General features: G+C 64.9%; 11 protein-coding genes. 9 read left to right on the top strand and 2 right to left on the bottom strand.

Features of this window, described 5'->3' with window-relative positions; translation table 11 throughout:
• The first annotated feature begins 99 nt into the window (after positions 1-99).
• The 8 genes from HDIA_RS21705 (at position 100) to HDIA_RS21670 (ending at position 10,700) form a co-directional block, all read left to right on the top strand.
• On the top strand, positions 100-612 hold the full coding sequence (locus HDIA_RS21705) for a GNAT family N-acetyltransferase (RefSeq protein WP_099558052.1): 513 nt from the start codon (positions 100-102) through the stop codon (positions 610-612).
• A 153-nt stretch (positions 613-765) separates the two neighbouring features.
• Positions 766-1,377: a glutathione S-transferase family protein gene (locus HDIA_RS21700; protein ID WP_099559081.1), complete on the top strand. Its 612-nt coding sequence runs from the start codon at positions 766-768 to the stop codon at positions 1,375-1,377.
• Positions 1,378-1,606: 229 nt separating this feature from the next.
• On the top strand, positions 1,607-2,140 hold the full coding sequence (gene ppa, locus HDIA_RS21695) for an inorganic diphosphatase (protein WP_099558051.1): 534 nt from the start codon (positions 1,607-1,609) through the stop codon (positions 2,138-2,140).
• A gap of 286 nt (positions 2,141-2,426) precedes the next feature.
• Positions 2,427-7,253 carry an NAD-glutamate dehydrogenase gene (locus tag HDIA_RS21690; RefSeq protein WP_099558050.1) on the top strand — a complete coding sequence of 1,609 codons (4,827 nt, stop codon included), beginning with the start codon at positions 2,427-2,429 and terminating at the stop codon, positions 7,251-7,253.
• A gap of 138 nt (positions 7,254-7,391) precedes the next feature.
• Positions 7,392-8,273, top strand: a complete 882-nt coding sequence (locus tag HDIA_RS21685) for a branched-chain amino acid ABC transporter permease (protein WP_099558049.1) — start codon at positions 7,392-7,394, stop codon at positions 8,271-8,273.
• Positions 8,270-9,232: a branched-chain amino acid ABC transporter permease gene (locus HDIA_RS21680; protein WP_099558048.1), complete on the top strand. Its 963-nt coding sequence runs from the start codon at positions 8,270-8,272 to the stop codon at positions 9,230-9,232. Before HDIA_RS21685 ends, HDIA_RS21680 begins: the two co-directional genes overlap by 4 nt.
• A complete protein-coding gene (locus tag HDIA_RS21675; RefSeq protein WP_099558047.1) occupies positions 9,220-10,005 on the top strand; it encodes an ABC transporter ATP-binding protein in 786 nt (261 codons plus the stop codon). Before HDIA_RS21680 ends, HDIA_RS21675 begins: the two co-directional genes overlap by 13 nt.
• Entirely contained in the window at positions 10,005-10,700 is a 696-nt protein-coding gene (locus HDIA_RS21670; protein WP_099558046.1) for an ABC transporter ATP-binding protein, read from the top strand. The genes HDIA_RS21675 and HDIA_RS21670 overlap by 1 nt, the downstream gene beginning before the upstream one ends.
• 13 nt (positions 10,701-10,713) lie before the next feature.
• Here HDIA_RS21670 and HDIA_RS21665 read toward each other — a convergent pair whose 3' ends face one another.
• Positions 10,714-12,060: a hypothetical protein gene (locus HDIA_RS21665; RefSeq protein ID WP_157775774.1), complete on the bottom strand. Its 1,347-nt coding sequence runs from the start codon at positions 12,058-12,060 to the stop codon at positions 10,714-10,716.
• Positions 12,061-12,400: 340 nt separating this feature from the next.
• Between HDIA_RS21665 and HDIA_RS21660 the strand changes: the two genes are divergently transcribed.
• Positions 12,401-14,674 (top strand): putative bifunctional diguanylate cyclase/phosphodiesterase, encoded by a 2,274-nt coding sequence (locus HDIA_RS21660; RefSeq protein WP_099558044.1) that lies wholly within the window; start codon positions 12,401-12,403, stop codon positions 14,672-14,674.
• Positions 14,675-14,724: 50 nt separating this feature from the next.
• On the opposite strand, the gene HDIA_RS21655 is transcribed toward HDIA_RS21660, so the two are convergent.
• Positions 14,725-15,543 (bottom strand): exodeoxyribonuclease III, encoded by an 819-nt coding sequence (locus tag HDIA_RS21655; protein WP_099558043.1) that lies wholly within the window; start codon positions 15,541-15,543, stop codon positions 14,725-14,727.
• Positions 15,544-16,233: the final 690 nt, after the last annotated feature.

Raw genomic sequence — 16,233 nt, 5'->3', positions numbered from 1 at the left:
CGCCGCGGCCCGTCAGCGGTTCGTGAGCGCATGTGAATTTTCCGTCAGGGTCGCGCAAACAGACTTTCGCCCTGTCTCAAGTGCGGTTACTCTTGATTCATGAGCACGATGTCCATCGATATCAGGCGGGCGAGACTGCAGGATGCCCCGGCGATCGCCGAGGTTCACGACCTTGCCTGGCGCAACGCCTATCGCGGCGTCCTTCCCGGTCTCGATCTGGAACGCATGGTGGAACGGCGCGGTCCGGTGTGGTGGCAGCGGGCGCTGAGGCGCAAGGTTGCGATCATCGTGCTGGAAGTCGACGGCCACGTGGTCGGCTACGCGACGCTGGGCCCGAGCCGCATGCGTTCGCTGCCGCATCGCGGCGAAATCTACGAAATCTATCTCAGGCCAGAATACCAGGGCATCGGCCTTGGCCGCCGCCTGTTCCAGACGGCCCGCAGCATGCTGGACGACATGCGGCTGAAGGGCCTTGCCGTGCGCGCGCTGCAGGCCAACGACGTGGCGATGGGCTTCTATCGTCGGCTCGGTGGCAAGCCACTGGTGGAGACGGGCGAGCGGATCGGCGATCAGATTCTCCCGGTCGTCGTCTTCGGCTGGGATCTCGGCTAGGGCATCCGGCGAACCGGTTCCCGGGGCCTGGTCCGTTCCTGCAGGCGGCGCCAATTCCTTCCAAGTCCTCTCTTCATTCAATATATTCGGCCAAATTTGCCGGGTTCCGCTCGCGCAATGGCCATCCATCCCCTGCCCAGCCCCAGGATCGAGATGCTGACGCTGTTTCACTGGAAAGACGCCTGTTCACTGGCCTCGCTGATCACGCTGAAGGAGGCGGAACTGGAGCATGACGTTTATGTCGTGAACCTGCCCGCCGGCGATCAACGCAAACCCGAGTTTCTGGCGCTCAATCCCAAAGGCCGCGTGCCGGCGCTGAAGACGGACCGGGGAATCCTGACGGAAACGCCGGCGATCCTGATCTATCTGGCGCAGCTTGCCCCGGACAAGAAGCTCGCGCCGTTCGACGATCCCTTCGCCCTTGCAACGTTGCAGTCCTTCAATGCCTTCCTGTGCTCGACCGTTCATGTCGCTCACGCGCATCGCATGCGCGGATCGCGCTGGGCCGATGAACAAAGCTCGTTCGACGACATGCAGCGACGGGTTCCCGGCAATATCGCGGACGGCTGCAGGCAGATCGAAGAGACGATGTTCGCGGGTCCCTGGGTGATGGGCGAGACCTTCAGCGTGGCCGACCCTTATCTCTTCGTCATCTGTTCCTGGACCAAGGTCGACGGTGTCGATATCGCTGATTTCCCAAAGCTGCACGATCATTTCAGGCGCATGTCCGACCGGCCGTCCGTCCAGGCGGCCCTCGCCATGTGAGCCGGACCCGGGCGTCGGCCATGCTGCGTTGCACAAAGGGCCACTTGCGCTTGGCGCGCCAATGCGGCTAAAGACGTGTCGCATCTTTTTCGGGTGGATGGCGGGATTTCCGCCGCTGCGAGCGGTAGGGCGAGACGGGGGAGCGGGTTCTGCCAGAAACCCTTTCCCGGACTCATGACCGGGATCCAGCCTGACAAACATTGCACCGACAGCAATTTGGAGAGACGACATGCGCATCGACGCCGTGCCGATCGGAAAAAACCCGCCGCACGATATCAACGTCATCATCGAGGTGCCGCTGGGCGGCGAACCGATCAAGTACGAAATGGACAAGGAAGCCGGTGCGATGTACGTCGACCGCTTCCTCTATACGTCCATGCGCTACCCGGGCAATTACGGCTTCGTGCCGCATACGCTTTCCGACGACGGCGACCCGATCGACGTGGTGATCGTCAACACGCGGGCGATCATTCCCGGCGCGATCATGAACTGTCGTCCGATCGGCGTGCTCATGATGGAGGACGAGGCCGGCATCGACGAGAAGATCATCGCCGTTCCTGCCACCAAGCTGACGAAGCGCTACGAGAAGGTCACGAACCACACCGACCTTCCGGAGATCACGCTGAAGCAGATCGAGCATTTCTTCGAGCACTACAAGGACCTGGAGCCCGGCAAGTGGGTCAAGGTTTTGCGCTGGGGCGATGCGGAAGAAGCGCGCGGCCTGATCATGCAGGCGGTCGAGAACGCCAAGTCCAAGGGCTGAACCCCTCTGGCTGAATGCCGTTCGTTGACGGGGGCGTGGCGCAGGCTGCGCCCCCGATTGTTTTGGGGCGGTGAAGTGGATAGGCTGATGCGATCCTCGTTGCGGGGCTTCGGGGAGGGAATCGGGCCTGATGTCATGCGTCACGAAGAAGTGCGCCCCGTTTTGCCAGGGGCCTGATCCTATTTCTTAATCCCTGCCCATTCAGATACTACCTGCCAAGCGTCACACAGAACTGATAACCCGGGCATGCCGGTTTCCGCCGGCCAAGGACCAAGGGGAGAGATCGATGCCGCAGACCTTCGCCGCCGAAAAGGAACGGTTGGTATCCGAGGTTCTCAACCGCGAGGAGGTGGCCGGCAATCCGGATGCGGCCTATCTTGCCGGGCTCCTCTACAAGCGCGCAGCGGCCGAGGATCTCGTCGGCTATTCGTCCGAGGAACTGGCGGCGCTGGCAAGGGATGTTCTCTCCCGCCTGGCGCGGCGCGAGCGCGGCGAGGCCATCGTCACCGTCTTCGATCCGGAGCCGAACAAGGCCGACGGCAGCCACCGGCCGATCACCGTCGTCGAGATCATCAACGACAACATGGCCTTTCTGGTCGATTCCGTCATGCACGCGCTGCAGGAATTCGGCATGGAGGTGAAGCTCCTGCTGCATCCGGTCGTGGAGGTCGGGCGGGACGCCGACGGCGTGCTGAAAAAGATCGGCAGCGGCGCGGCCAAGGAAGAGGGCGGCCTGTCCGAAAGCGTCATCCACGTTCATGTGACGCGCCTGTCGGGCAAGGAGGCGCGGACCGATCTTGCCGAGAAACTCGGCGAGGTCCTCACCGACGTGCGCCGGGCCGTGGAAGACTGGCCGCGCATGCGACGGGCCGTTGCCGAGGCGGTCACGGTCTACCGCTACAGTCCGCCGCCCTTGCCGAAGGAGGAGGTGGAAGAGGCCGTCGCCTTCCTGGAATGGCTCAATGCCGACAATTTCATCTTCCTCGGCCTTCGCAACTACGACATCGCGCTTGAAGAAGGCGAGGACCATCGCATTCTGCACAGCGACGAGACCGGGCTCGGCGTCCTTGCCGATCCTCATGTGAAGGTGCTGAGGCGGGGCCGCGAGTTCGTGCAGGTGACGGCGGAAATTCGCGACTTCATGATGAAGCCGGAAGCGCTGATCGTCGTGAAGGCGAATGTCCGCTCGAAGGTCCACCGGCGCGTTCACCTCGATTGCATCGGCATCAAGCGCTACACGGAAGACGGCAAGCTCGTCGGCGAGACGCGTTTGGTCGGTCTCTTCACGGCGACGGCCTATACGCTGTCACCGAAGCGGATTCCGTATCTGAGACGCAAGGTCGATGCGGTGATGGAGCGGGCCGGATTCGACCCGCAAGGCCATTCTGGCAAGACGCTTGCCAACGTGCTTGAAAACTACCCTCGCGACGAGCTTTTCCAGATCGATCCCGATCTTCTCTACGAGTTCGCGCTGGCGATCCTCGGCCTCGACGAACGGCCGCGCATCCGCGTGCTGGCGCGGCCGGACAAGTTCGACCGTTTCGTCTCGCTCCTCGTCTATGTGCCGCGCGACCGCTACGACAGCGACGTGCGCTGGCGCATCGGCAACTACATGAAGGACGTCTACGGCGGCCGGGTGTCGGCCTACTATCCCTCCTTCCCGGAGGGCTCGCTCGCCCGCGTCCACATCATCATCGGGCGCTATGAAGGCAAGACGCCTCAGGTCCCGCAGGCGGATCTCGAGGCCGCCGTCACCGAGATCGTCAGGACCTGGGAAGACAAGCTGGAGGACCTCCTGCGCGACCGCTATGCGCACGAGCGGGCTCTCGCCTTTTCCGGCAACTATGGCTCGGCCTTCTCCGTCGGGTATCGCGAGACCTATTCTCCGCAGATCGCTCTCGACGACATGGTGCGCATCGAGCGTCTCTCGGAGACCAACCCGGTTTCCATCACCTTCGGCCGCCACGCGGACCTCGGCGGCGACAGCTGCACGCTGAAGCTTTTCCAGCAGGGCAGCCCCGTGCCGCTGACCCGGCGGGTGCCGGTGCTGGAGAATTTCGGCTTCGAGGTGATCGAGGAGCAGACCTACGACATCCAGCCGGCGGGCCATCCGCCGGTCGTCCTGCATGACATGACGCTGACGCGGTTCGGCAACCGGCCGGTCGATCTCGACGCGCTCGCCGAGACGCTCCGCGCGCTGATGCTGATGGTCTGGTTCCGCAAGGCGGAGAACGACCCGCTCAACGGCCTGGCTCTCGCGGCTGGGCTCGGCTGGCGCGAGATCGCCATGCTGAGGGCGCTGTCGCGCTATCTGCAGCAGGCGCGGATTTCCTATTCCCAGTCCTACATGGCGGAGACGCTGATCCGCCACCCCGAGATCACCGAGCTCATTGTGACCTTGTTCACGACGCGCTTCGATCCGGCGCTGAAGGGAAACCGGGAGACGAAAGAGGCCGAAGTCGTCGAGCAGATCGAGGCGGCGCTGGAAAACGTCTCCAGCCTTGACGATGACACGATCCTGCGCCGGTTCATGGGGCTTATCCTTGCCGCCAACCGCACCACCTTCTTCCAGAGCGGAGAGGACGGGCAGCCGAGCGAGGTCATCGCGTTCAAGTTCGATCCGCATAAGGTCGAAGGCCTGCCGGCGCCGCGCCCCTTTGCCGAGATCTGGGTCTACTCCCCGCGTGTGGAGGGTGTGCACCTGCGCTTCGGCAAGGTGGCCCGTGGCGGCCTGCGCTGGTCCGACCGGCCGCAGGACTTCCGCACCGAGGTGCTCGGCCTCGTCAAGGCGCAGCAGGTGAAGAATGCGGTCATCGTGCCCGTCGGCGCCAAGGGCGGCTTCTTCCCGAAGTGGCTGCCGGAGGGCGGCAGCCGCGACGAGGTCTTCGCCGAAGGCACGGCGGCCTACAAGCTCTTCGTTTCCACCATGCTGGCGCTCACCGACAATATCGAGGGCCAGGAGATCGTTCCGCCGGCCGACACCGTGCGCCATGACGGGGACGATCCCTATCTCGTCGTCGCTGCCGACAAGGGCACGGCGACCTTCTCCGACACCGCCAACGGCATTTCGGACGGGCACGGGTTCTGGCTTTCCGACGCCTTCGCCTCCGGCGGCTCGGCGGGCTACGATCACAAGAAGATGGGCATCACGGCGCGCGGCGCCTGGGAGGCGGTCAAGCGCCACTTCCGCGAGATGGACGTCGATATCCAGACGACCCCGTTCACGGTCGTCGGTGTCGGCGACATGTCGGGTGACGTCTTCGGCAACGGCATGCTGCTGTCGCCAGCGATCAAGCTCGTCGCGGCCTTCGACCATCGCGACATCTTCATCGATCCGGACCCGGATCCTGCCGTCTCCTTCGCCGAGCGGCAGCGGATGTTCGCGCTGCCCCGGTCGAGCTGGAAGGACTATGACGCGTCGCTGATCTCAAAAGGCGGCGGCGTCTTCTCGCGCTCCTCGAAGTCGATTGCGCTGTCGCCCGAAGCGCAGGAGGCGCTCGGGCTCGCGAGGGCGCGGGCCACGCCGCAAGAGCTGATCAAGGCGATCCTGCGCGCACCGGCGGATCTGCTCTGGTTCGGCGGCATCGGCACCTATGTGCGGGGGCCCGGCGAGAGCGACGCGGACGTCGGCGACAGGGCCAACGACGCGATCCGCGTCGTGCCGGCCGACCTCAGGGTCAAGGTCGTGGGCGAGGGCGCCAATCTCGGCATGACGCAGCGCGCGCGCATCGCCTTCAGCCTGCTCGGCGGGCGCTGCAATTCCGACGCGATCGACAATTCTGCCGGCGTCAACTCCTCCGACGTCGAGGTCAACATCAAGATCGCGCTGAGGCCGGCCGTCCTGGACGGGCGGCTCGACATGCCCTCGCGCAATCAATTGCTCGCCTCCATGACCGAGGATGTCGCCGCGCTGGTGCTTGCCAACAACTATCACCAGACGCTCAGCGTCTCGCTGACCGAAAGGCGGGGCTTCGAGGATTTCGGCTTCCAGCGCCGGCTGATGCAGGTGCTCGAAGGTCGGGACCTGCTGGACCGGGCCGTCGAAACGCTGCCCGACGAAGTGACGCTCATGGAGCGCGAAAAGGACGGCAAGCCGCTGACGCGGCCGGAAATCGCCGTCCTCCTGGCCTATGCCAAGATCGTGCTCTTCGACGATCTTCTGGGCACCGCCGTTCCCGACGATCATTATCTCGCCGAGGATCTTCACCGCTATTTCCCGCCAGCGATGCGCGATGCGTTCGCTGCCGATATCGATGCTCACCGCCTGCGGCGTGAAATCATCGCGACCCAGCTTGCCAACGCCATGATCAACCAGGGCGGGGCGACCTTCATCGTCCGCATGGCCGACCAAACGGGTGCAGGCGTTGGCGAAATCGCCAAGGCGTTCCTGGCCGCTCGCGAGTCGTTCGAGCTCGATGCGCTCTATCGGGCGATCGATGTTCTCGACACGAAGATCCACGGCGCCCTGCAGCTCAATCTCTATGCCCGGGTTCAGGACATGTTGCTCGGGGCGACCACATGGTTCCTGCGCAATGTGCCGCACGACGAGGAACTGACGGCCCTTATCGCGCGCTTCCGTCCGGGCATTGCCGAGGTCCGTCATTCGGTCGACCTTGCCGGTCTGCCGCCGGAATTCGCGACCCGCCTGGCCGATTTCCGCAAGCAACTCACGGATCAGGGCGTACCGGAGAACCTTGCCATCCGGCTTTCGGATATCGGTATCGAAGTGCGTGCGCCGGACGCGATCGTCATTTCCGAAACCGCCGCCCGTCCGCTGTCGGTGGCGACCGGGGCGCTGTTCCAGAGCGCGGCCTATTTCAAGATCGGCCAGATCGACGAACTCGCCCGCACACTGGCGGTCCGCGACTATTACGACGGTCTGGCGCTTGACCGGGCCCGGCAGGTGATCGCCGACGCGCATCGGCGGATCGCCAGCCAGGTGGCGGCGGCGAGCGTCATCGGCACGGATATCGAGGCGTGGGTCCAGATGCGCCGCAAGTCCGTGGAGCGCACGACGGCGACCATTGCCGCGATCCTCGACAGCGGCACGCCGACCGTTGCGCGGTTGACGGTCATCGCCGGCCTCTTGTCGGATTTGGCGGGAGAGGGGTAGGCTGCGAGCACCAGTTGGAGATTTCAACGCCTTGCAGCCAATGAGCCTCCCCCTCTTTCTGCCCCTCGCCGGTGGATGCCTGATCCGAACGGCGGGAGCGGGCACCCTTGTCCTGCCGCCGCGAACGCCCGGCGCCTGATGGGTCTTGGTCCCTATCTCCTCCTCGCCACGCTCGAAGGGCTCGTGCAATCGGCCGTGCTGGCGCTGGCTGCGATCGGGCTGTCGCTCGTCTTCGGCGTCATGCGGATCGTCAACGTCGCCCATGGCGAGTTCTTCATGCTGGGTGCCATGGTCGCGGCCGTCGTTGCCGGCATGGTGCCGGGGCCGCCGGTTGCAGGGTTTCTCGCGGCCATCGTCTGCGGTCCGCTGGTTGCCGGACTTCTCGCCTATGGCGCCGAGCGGATTGTGCTCCGGCCCATCGCTCAGGACCCACAGGCGACCATCGTCGCCACCATCGGCCTGCTCTATGTCGTGCAGCAGGGCGCGCTGATGGGCTTCGGGCCGGATACGCTCACGGTCGTGCCGCCGTTCCACTATACGCTGCGCCTGCCGTGGTTCGGCTATTCCTCCTACAAGCTCTTCGTCATCGGCGCGGCGCTCGTCCTGCTCGCCGCCGTCTGGCTGATCATGCGGCACACAAGGCTTGGTCTCGTGATGCGGGCAACGCAGCTCGACCCGGAGATCGCGACGGCCTTCGGCATTTCGGTCGGCAAGGTGCAGGGCCTCGTCTTCGCCTTCGGCGCGGGGCTGGCCGCGCTCGCGGCGGTGCTGGTCGTGCCGATCCGCCAGGCGCACTATCTGATGGGCGGCGATATCCTGCTGATGTCCTTTGCCGTCGTCATCATCGGCGGGCTCGGCAGTCTCGGCGGCACGCTGGTCGCGGCGCTGATCATCGGTCTTTCGGACGGAATCCTGTCGGTCTTCTTCTCGCCGACGCTTGCCAAGATCATCTCCACCCTCGCCGTCGCGCTGGTCCTTGTCCTGCGCCCGCACGGGCTTTTCGGAAAGGCGGCGCCATGAGGGGCCTTTCCGACACGCGAAACCTTCTGCTGCTGGTGCTCGTCGTCGCAAGTCTCGCGGGGCTGCCCTTCATCGCCAGCGACTATCTCGTCCTCTCGATGACGCGGATCATGGTGCTGGCGGTCTTTGCCTGCGGCTACAACCTGCTGCTCGGCTATACGGGGCTCCTCAGCCTCGGGCATGCGATGTTCTTCGCCGCCGGGATTTATGGGGCCGGTTTGCCGGCGTATCATTTGGGTCTTTGCGTGCCTCTCGCCTTCGTCTGCGGTGTGCTGGTGGCGAGCGCGCTGGCGCTCATGACCGGTCTTGTCGTGCTGAGGACGGCGCGGATCTCCTTCATGATCGTCACGATGATGTTCGGGCAGGCGGCCTTTCTCGCGACCCTGCAGTTCGCCTCCCTCACTGGCGGCGACCAGGGACTGCCGCTGCCGAAGTCTGCGCGCGGCTTCGACCTCGGCGGCCATGTCTTCGACCTGACGGACGGGATGACGCGCTATGGGCTGGCGCTCGGGCTTCTGGCTCTCGCCCTCGGTTTGACGGTGATCATTCTGCGCAGCCCGATGGGCCGCGTTCTCATTGCCATCCGGGAAAACGAGGCCCGCACCCGGATGCTGGGCTTCGACGTGGAGCGCGCCAAGCTCAAGGCCTTCGTCCTCTCCGGCACGATCGCCGGTATGGCGGGCGCGGCCTACGCGCTGCTTTTCGGCTATGTCGGTTCGACCTTCGCCTCGGTACAGTACTCCATCGAGGTGCTGCTCTTCACCCTGCTTGGCGGGGCCGGGACGCTGCTCGGGCCGCTCGTCGGCACCGCGCTGATGACCTTTCTGATCGACCGGCTCAGCGAGTGGACGACCGCCTACCTGCTGGTGGTCGGTCTGGCGCTGATCGGCCTCACGCTCTTCTTCCGCGAGGGGCTGCTCGGCTCGCTAAGATCACGGTGGCTGCCATGGCTGGCGTGACGGAGGAACGGGCGCCGCTGCTCGAAACCCGGTTGCTTGACAGGCACTATGGCGGTGTCGCGGCGGTGGATGGTGTCGACTTCAAGCTCGAAGCCGGCGAAATCCGCGCGATCATCGGGCCGAATGGTGCCGGGAAATCCACCTTCGTCGGGCTCGTTTCCGGCCGCGTCCTGCCCGACAGCGGAACGATCCTCTTCGACGGCGAGGACATCACCCGCCTGCCCGCCTACAAGCGCGTGCGGCGCGGGATCGCCTATACCTTCCAGATCACCAACATCTATCCAGGCCTGACGGCGGCCGAAAACGTCGCCATCGCGGTGCAGGGCCGCATCGAGGGGCAGCGGGGCCATGCGACGCCGGCGGCAATCCGGTCGGGCGTTGCGGACGCGCTGGCGGCCGTCGGTCTCGGCGAAAGGGCCGGCGAGATGGCCGGTGTGCTCGCCTACGGGCACCAGCGGCTGCTGGAGGTGGCGATGGGGCTGGCCCTGAAGCCCCGGCTGCTCGTTCTCGACGAGCCGACGCAGGGGCTTTCGGACGCCGAGGCCGGCGAGTTCTGCGATCTCATCGAGGAGGTCGCCAAGGGCACGACGGTGCTCCTCATCGAGCACAACATGGATGTGGTCATGCGGCTTGCCCGGCGCATCACGGTGATGGACGGCGGACGGGTCCTCGCGGAAGGCGCGCCGGAGGACATTCGGGCGAACCGGGCCGTGCAGGAGGCCTATCTCGGCACGAGCGGAGACGCGGCGCCGACCGGCGGGGAGGGCACGTGATGCTTGCGGTCGAGGAGGTCGATGCCTTCTACGGGGCGGTGCAGGTGCTGCGAGGGCTTTCCTTCGAGGTTCGCACCGGTGAGGTGCTCTGCCTTCTCGGGCGCAACGGCGCCGGCAAGACGACGGCCATGCGGACGGTGATGGGGCTCGTCCCGGTCCGGTCCGGGCGCATCGTGCTCGACGAAGAGGCGATCTCCGGTCTTGCCGCCGAGGAGATTCCCAAGCGCGGCATCGGCTATGTGCCGCAGGGCCGGCGGCTTTTTTCCGAACTCACCGTGCGCGAGAACCTCGAAGTCGGACTGATGACGCGGGGAAGCGGCAAGAAGGCCCTCGACCGGGCGCTTGGGTTGTTTCCGCGTCTTGAGGAGCGGCTCGGGCAGCGGGCCGGCACGCTCTCGGGCGGCGAGCAGACGATGCTGTCGATCGCCCGCGCCCTTTGCATCGAGCCGCGGGTGTTGCTCCTCGACGAACCGACCGAGGGTCTGATGCCGTCGATGATCGCGGCGATCCGGGAGGTGATCGTCCGCCTTCGCGGTGAAGGGGTCGCCGTCGTTCTGGTCGAACAGCGCGTGGAGGCTGTGCTGGGCATTGCCGACCGCGTCGCCTTCATGGAGGGCGGCAGCATCCGCGCCCTGCACAGCGTTGCCGAGGTGCGGGCCGATCCCGGCCTCGTTCATACCTACGTCGGCGTCTGACTTCCCGACCGGATCAGATGTGAGGCGTTGCAAGCAGCCAGAGGCCGAAGGCGGTGTAGAAGACCATCATCGGCGCCAGCATCAGCTGGCTGCGTGTCGCCGTCTTCCCCGTGCCGAAGATATCCCCCGCAATCGCGTGGGCCATCACGATGCCGACGACATGCCCGGCGACGATGATGGCCGTCTGGGTGTTGAAGAGGGCCGTCGTCCCCGACAGTGTGTTGAGGAAGGATGTCGTGGCATAGGCGCCGCGCCATCCGAGCAGGTCCCAGCCGAGAGCGAAGGGGTCGGAAAAGGCGATCAAGGCCTGCTGGCCGTCGACCAGGAAACCGACCAGATGATGGGAGCCGTGAAAGGCGATCGCGATCGGCGTCAGGCTGTAGGCGAGCCGGCCTGAGGCGGTCCTGAACAGGTCAGTCCGTCCGGCAAGGCGGCAGCCGAAGGCAACGGCCGCCTCGAAGGCGACGAAGAGCGTGACGGTCGTCACCGCAAGCCCGATCGTGCCGGACAGAATGACCGCGCTGCGGCCCGGAAACTCCAGCGGATTGATGCCATTGAGGCCGAGCCAGAGGAAGGTTCGCGACAGGCCGTCAAAGGTGCTGGCGCCAAGGGCGAGGACGAGGAAGACGATCCCCGAGCGATCGAGGGGCGGACGCGCTGCGAGGGCCGTGCCCGGCCAGGCCAGGGCGATTTTCAAGGCGCCGTCCCGAGGGTCCTTGCTGGAAACGAGCGGAGAGAGGCCGCCGACGAGCCGGAAATAGACGGAGAAGGGTTCGGCGCGGTCCGCCCATTCCCGTTCGCCAAAGACGAGCATGCCGGCCGCGTTGACGAGCCAGTAGAGGACGACCTTTGTCGCGAGTTCGCCAGGGTCGCTCGGAGCCAGCGAGATCAGCTCGCTCCAGGCGAACCAGGCAAATTGCAGGATGGCGATCGAACTGCCGATCCGGCGTGGAAGGGGCAGCAGGGCCATGGCGCCGAGGCTGGAACCGGTCAACCGCCGAAGGATGGCAAGAGGGCCGGTCCAGGGATTGAGCGCCGGCCAGAGATTGCCGAAGACGGCCTGAAAGAGCGTCAGCACCACCCAGAACAGCGTCCACACGGCGATCGGCAGCGGATTTTCCAGCGGGTCGCGTTCGCCGATGTGGCCGGCAAGGACGAGCAGGCCGAGGATCATGAAGGAGGCGCTGCTGGTGACGATCGCGATCCGGCGCGCGGCGGTCCGGGATATCCTTGCGACGGGCAGAGAAGTACGGCCAAGCCTTGCGGTGAGCCTGCCCGGCAGCGCGACGAGAAGGAAGAAGGTGGCCGCGACGGCGATTGCGGCACCGGCCAGATACTGGTCCGTCGGCAGCAAAAGCACAAATCCGCCTTCGCTGGAATGGGCGAACGCACGGCCGCCCGACACCGCGAGGGCCAGGCAGGACGCAAGTGCCAGATATACGCCGGATGCGGGGACTGAATCGGAACGACATTTCGATATGGTCATCGTATCTTCTGGCAAACATATGGTTTTGTGGCAGAAAAAGGCGCCGGTCGGAGGATCCTTTTCTTGCATCTTATTTTCTACTGTGGGCTGCGCCGCGTGAAGAAATATCGCGCATTCAGTTTTCGAGAGTGCAGGGGCAGTTTGTCTTATGTCTTCACTGAGATTTAACGTGCAGTAGGCTTACTGATCATGGACCATTGGCGACAAGACGAAGATGTACCCGATTCCGACGAACGAACAAGAACGGCTGCTGGAACTGCACCGGTTGCAGATTCTCGATACCGCGCCCGCTGAAGACTTCGACGCCATTCTTCAAGTTGCCTGCCAGATCTCCGGTGCGGCACAGGGCACGGTCACGCTCGTCGATGCCAACCGGCAGTGGTTCAAGGCCCGGATCGGCGTCGCTTCGCAGGAAACGCCGCGGCAGGAAGCCCTGTGCGCCCACGCCATCATGAGCGACGAACCGCTGATCATCGAGGATGCGCGTGACCATCCTGACTTCAGGGACCATCCTGCGGTCACAGGGTGCGACAAGGTCCGTTTCTATGCGGGTATCCCGCTGCTGGTCCGCCCCGGTGTCGCCCTCGGTACCCTGTGTGTCTTCGACCCCCAGCCTCGAACGCTTGATCCGGGCGTGCTCGACATGCTCCGGCGTCTTGGCGTCGTCGCGATGAGCCTGCTGCAGCGCTGGGAGGAACGGGGGCAGCTTCTGGAGATGCTGCGTCTCGTGGAGGACCAGCGCCGCGATCTCAAGATCCGCGAACGCCGGTTCCAGCATGTCGAACGCCTCGCCCGCGTCGGCGGCTTCGAGATGGATCTGACGAGCGGCGCGATCCAATGGACCGACGAAGTCTATCGCATTACGGGACGGCCCATCGGAATGCTGATGGACCGCACGAATATCGTCTCCGTCTACGCGCCCGAGGAGCAGCCGCGCGTGCGGGCCCGCATGGCGTCGAGTCTGGAGTCGGCGACCGGGATCGACGATGTCTTTCGGATTCTGACGCCTGAGGGACAAGAAAAGTGGGTGCACGTCGTCAGCGAAACGGAGATCGTCGACGGCAGGGCCAAGCGGCTCTTCGGAATCGTGCAGGATGTGTCCGAGCGCTATCAGCTTGAGCAGGAACTGCGCACCGCCGCCTGCACCGACCTTCTGACCGGTCTTGCCAACCGCGCACGATTCAACCAGCTCGTTGCCGAGTGGTTCGAGGCGAACGACCGTCCGTTCGGGCTGTTGCTGGTCGATCTCGATCATTTCAAGCAGATCAACGACACTCTCGGCCATGCCGTCGGCGATGAACTGCTGCGCGCCGTTGCGACGCGGCTGATGCGCCAGACGGTGGGCTTCGGGACCGCCTTCCGCATCGGCGGCGACGAATTCGCGGTGCTCGTCGACCGCCTCGACGACACGTCCGACCTTGGCGTGGTTGCGGCCGGCCTTGCCGCCGCCATGTCCGCGCCGATCGATGTCAGCGGTCACGTGCTTTGCCCGCGCGTTACCATTGGCGGCGCCGTGGCGCGGCTCGACGGGACGGAGGCGGAAACCCTGCGCCAGAACGCGGACCTTGCGCTCTATCACGCCAAGGAGACCAAGCGCGGCGGCTTCATCCAGTTTCACGGCACGCTTCGAACCTCGATCACCAAACGCTTCAATGTCGTTCGCGAGGTGCACGAAGCCATCGATGATGGCCGGATTCTGCCCTACTACCAGCCGATCGTCCGGATCGACACCTCCGAGATCGTCGGCGTCGAAGCGCTGGTCAGGATGCGCCGCAAGGACGGGTGGATCGTCTCGGCGGGGGATTTTCCCGAGGCGCTCGCCGATGTCCATGTCTCGCGGCTGGTGACGGAACGGATGCTGGGCCAGGTCGCCGCGGACATGCGGCGGTGGCTCGATGATGGCCTCGACTTCCATCATGTGGGCATCAATGTCGGGGTGACGGACTTTCTGGATCACGATCTGGAAAGGCGGGTCGTGATGGCTTTCGAAGCTCATCGGGTCCCGTTGCGCCACGTGGCCATCGAAGTGACCGAGAATGTCCTGATGGGGCCGGGCGATTCCGACGTCATTGCGACATTGCAGAGCCTGCGCGCGCGCGGAGCGGTCATCGCGCTCGATGACTTCGGGACTGGATATGCATCACTCACACATTTGAGAACCTTCCCCGTCGATGTGATCAAGATCGACAAGTCTTTCGTCGGCCAGATGCTGACCGATCCGTCCAGCGCCGCGATCGTCGAACTGGTTCTGGATCTGGCGCACAAGCTGTCGATGCGCGTGGTGGCCGAGGGAATCGAGACCAGCGAGCAGGCGCATCGCCTGCAACGGCTCGGATGCACCCTCGGGCAGGGCTATCGCTATGCCCGCCCGGTTTCAGCGGCCGCGACCTCTGCCCTCATGACCTCCTTCGGGAAGCGGCAGGCGCCGCAGTTCTTCGGCGACTGCCTGCCGCTCGACGAACGGGTCGGTGCCATGGGCAAGGCCTGAAGCGCTGCCGTTGTTGTCCTGATTCCTGATCGACAGGCGCGCGGGAGGGCTCAGCCGAGATCGAAATGCGCGATGATCGGCACGTGGTCGGACGGGCGCGACCAGCCGCGGGCATCCACAAGGACGGAGATCGAGCGGGCCTTCGCGGCAAGGTCGGGATGGGTCCAGATGTGGTCCAGCCGCCGCCCCTTGTTGGCGGCCCGCCAGTCCTTGGCGCGGTAGCTCCACCACGTGTAGACGCGCTCGGGCTCGGGATGGAAGGATCTCGCCAGATCGGTCCAGCCGCCGGCAAGACGCAGCGCCTCCAGCGCCTCGCATTCGACGGGTGTATGGCTCACGACCTTGAGCAGCGCCTTGTGCGACCAGACATCGCTCTCATAAGGAGCGATGTTGAGATCGCCGACGATGACATCCGGCAGGCCGTTCGAGGCCGTCGGCAGCCAGGATGTCATCTCCTGCAGGAACTGGAGCTTGTGCTCGAATTTCGGATTGATCGCAGGGTCCGGCTCGTCACCGCCGGCGGGCACATAGAAATTGTGCAGGCGAACGGCCTTGTCGCCGCGTTCCACCGTGACCGCGACGTGGCGCGGGTCGTTCTTGGCGCAGAAATCGTGGCAGTCGACATCGAGCAGCGGAAAGCGCGAGAGGATCGCGACGCCGTGATAGCCGCCGCGTCCGCCGTTGAGGGCGATGTGGCTGTAGCCGAACCGGCGGAAATCCGCGGAGGGAAATTGCGCGTCGGCGCATTTCGTCTCCTGCAGGCAGATCACATCGGGTGCATGATGGTCGATGAGTTGTTCCACGATGCCGCGCCGCATGCGGACGGAGTTGATGTTCCAGGTCGCGATGGAAAGCAGCGCTGAGGACATGGGCGGGAAACGGAACTCCACAAAAAGGAGACGCCACTCTGCCTTTTTTGCGTTTCAGCACAAGCGGAAAATGGTCCGGATCCGGTTGCCGGAGGGATGCCACTCGACGAGAGATGCGAGCGCCTGCAGAAAAGCAAAGCGCCCAGCCTCTGGTGGGCTGGGCGCTCGGCGCCGTTGAGGCGCTGCGCTGGGAGGGACTCCAGCGTCGGCGGTCTCGGCCGGCTAGACGGGGGGGCACGCCGGCATGACAGATAACCGCCTCAAGCCAAGAGATGGCCCTCAATTCGGTGCAAACAAGAGGGGGGCGATAAGGGGCGCTTAACATTTTTGTGAACGGCACGCGCCCGCTCTCCCGGACGGTCCGGCAGGCCGGCTTGCGGGTCTTCCGGACCTGTTCCGACCGGACGCTCGCGGGGCAGGGAGCCGATGACGGTCCGCGACAAACCGGGTGTCGTGAAAAGGTCAGGTCTTCGGCCATGGATCATCGGGTGCAGTGCATCATTTGCACTTGCGGAGCGCATGGTCTTTTCTGCAAACATACGTATGCGCCCGACGGGATTGCTTCCGGCATTCCGAACGGGCGCAGATCGCCGCGTTGCGGCCCGATGACGGCGGCGCCTTGCCCGCGCTCTTCCGCCGAATCTGCGGGACGGTCCAGCAACAGCGGTCTTGTCGACGCATGGCGGGTCG

This window comes from Hartmannibacter diazotrophicus, from assembly GCF_900231165.1.
GTDB lineage: Bacteria > Pseudomonadota > Alphaproteobacteria > Rhizobiales > Pleomorphomonadaceae > Hartmannibacter > Hartmannibacter diazotrophicus.
The sequence above is the reverse complement of the archived record's forward strand: the minus strand, read 5'-3'. Positions and strand labels throughout refer to the sequence as shown.